At 65.4% G+C, this 5032-nt stretch carries 5 protein-coding genes; 1 reads left to right on the top strand and 4 read right to left on the bottom strand.

Annotation, left to right across the window (positions count from 1 at the left end; genetic code table 11):
- The coding region (locus EOA86_RS21715; RefSeq protein ID WP_281035682.1) for an SGNH hydrolase domain-containing protein at positions 1–885 on the top strand (885 nt) is incomplete at its 5' end.
- A gap of 29 nt (positions 886–914) precedes the next feature.
- On the opposite strand, the gene EOA86_RS21710 is transcribed toward EOA86_RS21715, so the two are convergent.
- From EOA86_RS21710 to EOA86_RS21695, 4 genes are read right to left on the bottom strand one after another with little or no spacing between them, the layout of a single operon-like run.
- Positions 915–1676 carry an ABC transporter ATP-binding protein gene (locus tag EOA86_RS21710; RefSeq protein ID WP_065008648.1) on the bottom strand — a complete coding sequence of 254 codons (762 nt, stop codon included), beginning with the start codon at positions 1674–1676 and terminating at the stop codon, positions 915–917.
- A gap of 16 nt (positions 1677–1692) precedes the next feature.
- Positions 1693–2691 carry an ABC transporter substrate-binding protein gene (locus EOA86_RS21705; RefSeq protein WP_128343516.1) on the bottom strand — a complete coding sequence of 333 codons (999 nt, stop codon included), beginning with the start codon at positions 2689–2691 and terminating at the stop codon, positions 1693–1695.
- Positions 2692–2748: 57 nt separating this feature from the next.
- A complete protein-coding gene (locus EOA86_RS21700; protein ID WP_065008646.1) occupies positions 2749–3597 on the bottom strand; it encodes an ABC transporter permease in 849 nt (282 codons plus the stop codon).
- A gap of 26 nt (positions 3598–3623) precedes the next feature.
- Positions 3624–4988 carry an LLM class flavin-dependent oxidoreductase gene (locus EOA86_RS21695; RefSeq protein ID WP_128343515.1) on the bottom strand — a complete coding sequence of 455 codons (1365 nt, stop codon included), beginning with the start codon at positions 4986–4988 and terminating at the stop codon, positions 3624–3626.
- Positions 4989–5032: the final 44 nt, after the last annotated feature.

Below are 5032 nucleotides of genomic sequence, written 5' to 3'. Positions count from 1 at the left end.
ATGCTGACCGGCGCCGGCGTGGTGGTAACTTACGCCAATGCGCGCCTTGCCGTGCACGATCTCGACCCCTCACAACGCATCATTGCCGAAACTGCCGCACAGCCCTCCACCGCGCGCGCCAAGGACGGCTGCGTTCTCGACTACGAAACCGTCACGCCGAAGCCCTGTGTGTTCGGCGCCAAGAATGCCGAGCACTCGATCGCGCTGTTCGGCGATTCGCATGCCGACCACTGGTCGACGCCGCTGATCGAGGCGGCGAAGAAGAACAACTACAAGGTCGTCACCTGGCTCAAATCCGCCTGCCGGGCGTCGCGGCTGACGGTCTGGAGCTCGAAGCTGAAGCGCGACTACACCGAGTGCGATCGATGGCGCGAGCAATCGATCAAGGAGATCATCGCCCTGCGCCCGAGCCTGGTGGTGATGTCGGAGATCTCGCTGACCAGCTCGCGCAAATTGTCGCCCGACGTGAAGGTATCCGAAAGCCAGGACCGGGACTGGCAGGCCGGCCTGCGTGCAACGCTGGAAGCGTTCAGCCAGGCCGGGCTGAAAGTCGCCTTCATCCGCGATGTCCCGTTCAACGGCATGTTCGCCGACACGTGCGTGGCCCGCGCGCTGTGGCGGGGACAGACGCCGTCGGTATGTGATGCGCCGCGAACCGACGCCGCCAACGACGCCGTGGCCGCGGTGGAGCGCGACATCGTGCGCACCGTCCCCAACGCGACCTATATCGACATGACCGACCGGTTCTGCGACGCCAAGACCTGCCATGTCTTCATCGACGGCAAGCTGGCCTACCGCGATCGCCACCACTTGGCGACGCCCTTTGCGCAAACGCTGGAGCCGCCCGTCGAGCGCGCGCTGTTTTCGTCGGGGGCGGCGAAATAAGGCAGCGCAAGACGCGCTGTCACCGCGTCTCAGTGCAAGCCAAACTCGCGCAGCAGTTCTTCGCGATAGCGCACGAACCGGCCTTCGCTGCGATCGCGGGGGCGCGGCAGTTCAACCTCGACCAGCCGCGCTGTGCCGCCCTTCTCCCTGGGCAGGATCAGCACCCTGTCCGCTAGATAGATCGCTTCTTCCAGATCGTGGGTGACCATGACCATGGTGACGTTCTCCTCGCTCCAGATGCGCGCCAGTTCCTCTTGCATGCCGATCTTGGTCATGGCGTCGAGCGCGCCCAGCGGCTCATCGAGCAGCAGGATTTCAGGCTGCACGGTCAAGGCCCGGGCGATGCCGACGCGCTGCGCCATGCCGCCCGAAAGCTGCCTGGGATAGGCATCGCTGAATTCGGCCAGACCAACGAGCTCGGTATAGAAGCGGGCCTTGTCCTCGGCCTCCGCCTTGGGCACGCCCCGCACTTCGAGGCCAAAGGCGACGTTGCCGAGTACCGTCAGCCAGGGCAGCAGGCGCGGTTCCTGGAAAATCACCGCGCGTTCAGCGCCGACGCCATGGACCGGCTTGCCGTCGATCGCGACACCGCCGCTGTCGGAGGCCTCCAGCCCGGCAAGAATGCGCAGCAGCGTGGTCTTGCCCGATCCGCTGGCGCCGACAATGACGAGACATTCGCCGGAGCGGATATCGAGGTTGAGAGCCCTCAGCACGGCAAGCGGACGCCCGCCGAGGCTGAAGGATTTGGACAGGTCGCGGATCGTGACCTCGCCGCCGCTTGTGGTGGCCATGGCGCCCGTCTCCCGGTCAGTTGGTTTTCGTTTCGCCGCGCCGGTAAAGGATATCAGCGGCTTTCAGCCTGCCCTTGGGCAGGCGGCCGTCGCGCTCGAGCACGCTGACCCAGAACTCGATGTCGCGGTCGTCAGCCTTGGCCCCTTCACGCAGGCCGAAGCCGGTCCAGTAGCGTGCCAGCTCGCCATTTTCGCCGCGCTTGTCGAGGATGTCCGCGAGCACCTTGCGCGCCTCGTCCGGGTTCTGGCGCGACCAGTCGGCGGCGCGGGCCGACTGTTCGACGAAATTGCGGGCGCCATCCGGATGCGCCGTGATGAAGTCGCGCCGCAGGACGGTGAAGCCGCCGGCCAGTTCGCCCAGCACGTCGGTGTCGTTGAACACACCCCGCACGCCGCCCTTGTCCACCAGCGCGCCGGCAAACGTCGCCTGCCAATAGCCCAGTGCCGCGATATCGACTTGGCGCGACCGCAGGGTCTGTTCAAGCTGCGGCCCGGGCACCACGACGAGCTTGGCCGCATCCGGCGGCAGGCCGACCCCGTGCAGCGCCTCGCGCACGGTGTAGTCGAGATGGGCACCAAGCGTATTGACCGCAATGGTCTTGCCGGCGACGTCGGCAATCGATTTGATCGGACTGTCTTCCAGCACGTAGAAGACGCTGTGCACTTGCCTGTTGATGCCGTTGCTTGGATAGGCGGCGACGAAGTCGTTGCCTCCGGAGATCGAATTGATCACCGCAGCGGTTGCGGCCGAGCCGAGATCGACGCTGCCGGAGGCGAGCGCGAACAGCGATTCCGGGCCGCCGCCCGAGTAGCCGACATTCTCCAGCTTGACGCCGAGGTCGTTGAAATAGCCGAGCTCGTCCGCCAGCTCATGCGGCGAGATGCTGCCGCGGCTGGCGAGGTAGCGAAACGTGACCGGCGCAGCTTGCGCAGCGGCAAAGCGAGGCAGGCCGGTGGCGATGACGCCGGCGGCAAAAGGAGCGCCCGCAAGCAGGGAACGGCGAGTGATTGGCATGGTCCGGTCTTTCCTGTTGGAGGATGGTGCCTGTTGGAGAGGATGGTGAAAGGCTGGTCAGTCGATGGGATTGCTCCAGCGGCAGAGCCGCCGCTGAAGGCTAACCAGCGCCTGGTTGGCGATCAGGCCGAGGCCGGCGAGGATGACGATCGCCGCAAACATCAGCGGGATCTGGAAGTTGTACTGCGCGTTCATCACCTGGAAGCCGATGCCCCTGTTGGCGCCGATCATTTCGGAGGCGATCAGCAGCAAGAGCGCCGTGGTCGCACTCAGCCTTAAGCCCACGAAGATCGACGGGACGGCCCCCGGAAGCACGACCCGGCGAAACGCGGTGAGCCGCGTGGCGCCATAGACCCGGGCCATTTCGAGCAGTTTCGGATCGACTTGCTTGACGCCGCTGATGGTGTTGAGCAGCAGCGGAAACAGCGTCGCCCAGAAGATGACGAAGACCTTTGAGGCCTCCCCCAGCCCGAGCAGCAGGATGAACACCGGGTAGAGGGCCAGCGCAGAAGTCTGTCGAAAAACCTGCAGGATCGGATCAAGCGCGGTTTCGACGGCGCGCACCTGGCCCATGAACAGACCGAGCGGGATGGCAACCGCCACCGCCGCTGCGAAGGCGAGGCCGGCGCGCTGCAGGCTGATGGCGATGTCGCCAAGCAAGGTGCCGCCGACCAGACCATTCCACAATGCGGAGACGATCGTGTCGATCGGCGGCAGCACCGCGGCGTTGACCCATCCCGCGCTGCTCGAGACCTGCCAGATCGCGAGGAAGGCGATCAGGATGCCGTAACGGGACAGGAAGCGGACGACAGCCCGGTTGGCCAGGCGCGGAAGATCGGCGCCGAGGCTAGTTCTGCCGTCATGTGCGGCGATCGTGACCGGCCGCTCGATGTGTTGCAAACTCATCGTCTTGCCCTTTGCTCTAAGAGAATCTATTCGGCGGCCAGCACCTTCGAGCGGGCGGCGGTCCAGGGGTTTTCCGGCCGCCTGAGGCCGAGATTCTCGCGCAGCGTCCTGCCTTCGTAGGCGGTGCGGAACAGGCCGCGGCGCTGCAGCTCGGGGATCACCAGGTCGACGAAGTCGTCGAGCGCGCCGGGCAACCAGGGCGGCAGGATGTTGAAGCCGTCGGCGGCCTCGTTGCCGAACCATTCCTCCAGCTGATCGGCGACCTGCACCGCGCTGCCGATGACAGTGTAGTGGCCGCGGGCCGTCGCCACCCACTGGTAGAGCTGGCGGATGGTGAAGTTGTGCTCGTCGGCGATCTGGCGGATCAGCGCCTGGCGGCTCTTCATGCCTTCGGTTTCCTTGCTCGGCGGCAGCGGTCCGTCGAGCGGATAACCCCTGATGTCGAGCGTCTGGCCGGCCAACCCGTTGAGCAGGGCCACGCCATCTTCGGGCAGGATCAGATCGTTCAGCTGCTGGTATTTGGCGCGGGCTTCCTCTTCGGTGCGGCCGACGAAGGGTGCCACGCCCGGCATGATCAGCACCTGTCCGGGATTGCGGCCGGCAGCCTTCACGCGCGCCTTGAGGTCGCGGTAGAATTCTTGCGCCGAGGCTAGATTCTGATGGGCGGTGAAGATGACTTCAGCCGATTGGGCGGCGAGCTTGCGGCCGCCCTCCGACTGCCCGGCCTGCACCACCACCGGGTGGCCCTGCACCGGGCGCGGCACATTGAGCGGACCTTTGACGCTGAAATGCGGGCCCTTATGGTCGATGTCGTGAAGCTTGTCCTTATCGTAGAAGCGCCCCGACTTCTTGTCGCGGATGAAGGCATCATCTTCCCAGCTATCCCACAGCGCCTTGACCGTCTCGACATGCTCATGCGCGCGGGCATAGCGCTCGGCGTGGGCAGGCTGCGTCTCGCGATTGAAATTACGCGCGGTTTCGTCGCCCGCCGAGGTCACGACATTCCAGCCGGCCCGGCCATTCGACAGAAGATCGAGCGAGGCGAACTTGCGGGCGAGCGTATACGGCTCCTCATAGGTGGTGGAGGCGGTGGCGATGAAGCCCAGATGTGTGGTGAGCGGCGCCAATGCGGCAAACAGCGTCACCGGCTCGAACCCGGCGATCTTTGCATTGCCGCCTTCGCGGGCGCCGAGGCCGACGGTCAGATTGTCGGCGAGGAAATAGGCATCGAACAGGCCGCGCTCGGCGGTAAGCGCGAGCTGCCTGTGGAACTCGAAATTCGTCGCGCCGTCGGCCGGCGCGTCAGGGTGGCGCCAGGCTGCGATATGCTGTCCGCCACCGGGCAGGAAAGCACCAAGCTTGATCTGCCTGGACTTGCTGGGTCTGGTCATTGCGGGTTCCTTCTGACTGTGCGGAAAGGGATTGAGGGTCACTG

Source organism: Mesorhizobium sp. M5C.F.Ca.IN.020.32.2.1 (genome assembly GCF_004023105.1).
GTDB lineage: Bacteria > Pseudomonadota > Alphaproteobacteria > Rhizobiales > Rhizobiaceae > Mesorhizobium > Mesorhizobium wenxiniae.
This window is presented reverse-complemented; position numbering and strand designations above follow the sequence as displayed.

Coding starts and splice junctions, on each gene's coding strand:
- EOA86_RS21710 (WP_065008648.1), bottom strand. CDS start 1,676: ATGGCCACCACAAGCGGCGGCGAGGTCACGATCCGCGACCTGTCCAAA.
- EOA86_RS21705 (WP_128343516.1), bottom strand. CDS start 2,691: ATGCCAATCACTCGCCGTTCCCTGCTTGCGGGCGCTCCTTTTGCCGCC.
- EOA86_RS21700 (WP_065008646.1), bottom strand. CDS start 3,597: ATGAGTTTGCAACACATCGAGCGGCCGGTCACGATCGCCGCACATGAC.
- EOA86_RS21695 (WP_128343515.1), bottom strand. CDS start 4,988: ATGACCAGACCCAGCAAGTCCAGGCAGATCAAGCTTGGTGCTTTCCTG.